We start from the raw sequence: 3,689 nt of genomic DNA, 5'->3' as shown, positions 1-3,689 counted from the left end.
CTCGAAAGCTTCGGAGACCCGGATCAGCATGCGCTCGATCAGGTCGCCGACGCCAAGCACTTCGCGGGTGGCGCTGGCAAGGGCCACGACCGGCGTCGAAAGCTCCTGCGCATCCAGATATTTCGGGGCGCTGTCGGGCTCGGCCTGATCCGGCACCAGCCTGGCCATCAGGGCGGCGAGCGGGCGGGAGAATGGCCAGGCCAGCGCCGCCAGCAGAAGGTTGAAGGCAAGATGCGCGTCGACCGGCAGCTTGGCGGGACCAAAGGGCAGCATTTGGATGAGTTCCGCGCCATATCCCGCCAGCGGCAGGGCGACGAGGCAGCCAAGCGTGCGGACGGCGAGATTGCCGAGAGTGACGCGCCGAGCCGAAACCGGGCCGGACAATGTCGCGACGACAGGCGGTATTGCGCCGCCGAGATTGGCGCCGAGCACGAGCACGATGACGAGTTCGGCGGAGACCACGCCGGCCGAGGCGAGCGACAGAATGAGCACCACCACCGCAAGGCTCGACGAGGACGCGAAGGCAAGTGCTGCCGAGACGATCATTGCCACGGGCAGGGCGCCGTCCAGCAGGCCGATGAAGGCGGCAAGGGCGGGAGAGGCGCGCATCGGTTCCGTCGCAAGGCCAAGGAGGTGCAGCGACAAGAGCATCAGCCCGATGCCGATCAGCGCCGTGCCGCCGCCCTGGCTGGTGCTGGAACGGCCGCGGCAAAGCACGATCCCGGCAAGGATCAGAAGCGGAGAGAGCCATTCGATGCCCGTTGCCACGATCCAGGCGGTGATTGCCGTGCCGACATTGGCGCCGAGCAACACGATCTGCGCCATGCGCGGCTTGATCAGGTCCCGCTCGACGAAGGAGGCCGTCATCAGCGCCGTCGCCGTGGAGCTCTGCAGCGCGATGGTCGCGATGAGGCCTGACAGGAAAGAACGAAGACTGCCGCGTGTGCCGGTCGCCAGACCTGTTCTCAGGCGGGCGCCGAAGGCCCTGGACACGCCATCCTTTACCTGCGCGAGGCCGAACAGCAGCAGAGCCACGGCGCCGAACAGGTTGATCATGATGATTGTAGAGTCCATTTTGTTGTTTTTATTCTTCTTTCACAGATCTGGAGGAATGCATTTTTCCTCACATGGCCATTCCAACTTGTTGGAATCATGGAGGCCAATGCTGAATTTTTGATTGCCCGGCTAATAAATATACGCCGGTTTGACAGATAGACAACGCTATTTTGCGACATATTCTGGAGCGGATCGGCAATTCGGCCGACCTTGCTCCGCCAGCGCCGGTGTCCGTCAGGCCCAGACGGTTTGGCGCATCGCCTCGCCGACGATCATGGCGGCCGAGACGGCGACGTTGATCGACCGCTGGCCTTCGATCATCGGGATCAGGATGCGGGCGTCGGCGCTCTCATGCACCTGGTCCGGCACGCCGGCGCTTTCTCGACCGAAGAGCAGGACATCGTCCGGGCGGAAAGCAAGATCGGTGTAGCGCCCCGCAGCTTTTGTCGAGGCGAGGATCAGGCGGCGGCCGGTGCTCAGACGCCACGCCTCGAAGCGGTCCCAGTTGACATGGCGGGTGAGGGCGGCGGCGGCGATATAGTCCATGCCGGCCCGTTTCAGGTTGCGGTCGGAGATGTCGAAGCCGGCGGGTTCGATCAGATCGACCGCGAAGCCAAGGCAGGCGGCAAGACGCAGGATGGTGCCGGTATTGCCTGCTATATCCGGCTGATAGAGTGCCAGTCTGAGTGAAGTCATGATGCGCCGTTTTCCTGCTTTCGCCGCTCAAGGCCTAATGCAACTGTGATTTCGGCGCAACAGGGCGCGTTTTGACCTGAAGAGATGAAATTTTTGGCACAACAGGGCTGGAAAATTCCTCGTTTTCGCGTTATCGGTGCATATCTTCAATCGCCAGCAAGGAGCGCCAGAATGAATATTTTGCTGTATGTGCGCCTCCCGGCCGTGATGCCAAGCGGTGCGATTTTCCGCCGATAGTGCGGGTTTCTTCCCTGAATTTCCTTTTTTGATCCATTGTGCGGCTGTCTCAGCCTCGCCCCTTGAACGTTCGGTTCCCATATGTGCTTGCATGGCGCTGGGATGGCGCGAAGCCGGGAGCCGGAACGCTGACGTTTCGGAGCAATTTCATGTTTGGCTGGTTCGAACAGCGACTCAATCCCTTTCCCAGCGAGGACCCTGTCGCCCCGCCGAAAGGTCTCTTTGCCTTTTGCTGGCATTACAGCAAGCCGGCTGCGCCCTGGCTCGGCCTGATGGCCGTGCTGACCGCGCTGATCGCTATCGGCGAAGTGGCGCTCTTCCAGTTCCTCGGCGACATCGTCGACTGGCTGACCAATGCCGACCGCGCCACATTCCTGGAGAGAGAAGGCCACAAGCTTTTCTGGATGGCGGCGCTGGTGCTGATCGGCCTGCCTGTGGTAGCCGGGCTCGATTCGCTCATCATGCATCAGATGATGCTCGGTAATTATCCGATGATCGCACGCTGGCAGATGCACCGCTTCCTGCTGCGCCACAGCATGTCGTTCTTTGCCAACGAGTTTGCCGGGCGTGTCGCCACCAAGGTGATGCAGACCTCGCTTGCCGTACGTGAAACGGTGATGAAGATCCTCGACGTCTTCGTCTATGTCGTCACCTACTTCCTGACGATGATCATCGTGATTGCGGCGGCGGACTGGCGGCTGATGATCCCGATCCTCGTCTGGCTCGCGGTCTATATCAGCATCGTCGCCTATTTCGTGCCGCGGCTTCGCAAGATCGCGGCGGCGCAGGCGGATGCGCGTTCGATGATGACGGGCCGCGTGGTCGACAGCTATACGAATATCGCGACGGTCAAGCTGTTTTCGCATGCGGGCCGCGAGGAGGTCTATGCCAAGGAGGGCATGGACGAGTTCCTGCAGACCGTGCACAAGCAGATGCGCAAGGTGACGCTCTTCCACATCAGCGTCTATGTGAACAACTGCGTTGCGCTCTTCGTCATCTCGGGCCTGTCGATCTGGTTCTGGCTGAACGGGGCGATCTCGGTCGGTGCCATCGCCATCGCTATCGGTCTTGCCATGCGCGTCAACGGCATGTCGCAATGGATCATGTGGGAAGTCTCGGCGCTGTTCGAGAATATCGGTACGGTCTATGACGGCATGGAGATGATGAGCAAACAGCACGACATCGTCGACAAGCCGGGCGCACCCACCCTGACGGCGAAGAAGGGCGCGATCCACTACGACCGCATCCGCTTCCACTACGGCAAGAGCAAGGGCGTCATCGACAACCTGTCGCTCGACATCAAGGCAGGCGAGAAGGTCGGTCTGGTCGGCCGTTCCGGTGCCGGCAAGACGACGCTGATGAACCTGCTGCTGCGCTTTTACGATCTGGAGACCGGCCGCATCACCATCGACGGGCAGGATATCGCCGGCGTCTCGCAGGAAAGCCTGCGTTCGCTGATCGGCGTGGTGACGCAGGACACCTCGCTGCTGCATCGCTCGATCCGCGACAACATCGCCTATGGTCGTCCCGAAGCAACGGACGACGAGGTGATCGAGGCCGCCAAACGCGCCAATGCCTGGGAGTTCATCGAAGGCCTCGTCGACATGCAGGGCCGCGCGGGGCTCGACGCGCAGGTCGGCGAACGCGGCGTCAAACTGTCAGGCGGCCAGCGGCAGCGCGTCGCGATCGCCCGCGTCTTC

At 61.8% G+C, this 3,689-nt stretch carries 3 protein-coding genes; 1 reads left to right on the top strand and 2 read right to left on the bottom strand.

Features of this window, described 5'->3' with window-relative positions; genetic code table 11:
* Positions 1 to 1,074 (bottom strand): Na/Pi cotransporter family protein (locus FY112_RS15980; RefSeq protein WP_246700692.1); only part of this gene is annotated, 1,074 nt, incomplete at its 3' end.
* A gap of 216 nt (positions 1,075 to 1,290) precedes the next feature.
* Positions 1,291 to 1,752, bottom strand: a complete 462-nt coding sequence (locus tag FY112_RS15975; protein WP_151518830.1) for a tRNA (cytidine(34)-2'-O)-methyltransferase — start codon at positions 1,750 to 1,752, stop codon at positions 1,291 to 1,293.
* A gap of 386 nt (positions 1,753 to 2,138) precedes the next feature.
* Here FY112_RS15975 and FY112_RS15970 point away from each other — a divergent pair.
* Positions 2,139 to 3,689, top strand: a 1,551-nt coding sequence (locus tag FY112_RS15970; protein ID WP_246700691.1) for an ABC transporter ATP-binding protein, incomplete at its 3' end; no start/stop codon positions are given.

This window comes from Rhizobium sp. PEPV16 (assembly GCF_008919455.1).
In the GTDB taxonomy this organism is placed as follows: domain Bacteria; phylum Pseudomonadota; class Alphaproteobacteria; order Rhizobiales; family Rhizobiaceae; genus Rhizobium; species Rhizobium leguminosarum_Q.
This window is presented reverse-complemented; position numbering and strand designations above follow the sequence as displayed.

Bases quoted from the DNA above. Each gene is read 5' to 3' on its own strand.
- FY112_RS15975 (WP_151518830.1), bottom strand. From the start codon at position 1,752: ATGACTTCACTCAGACTGGCACTCTATCAGCCGGATATAGCAGGCAAT.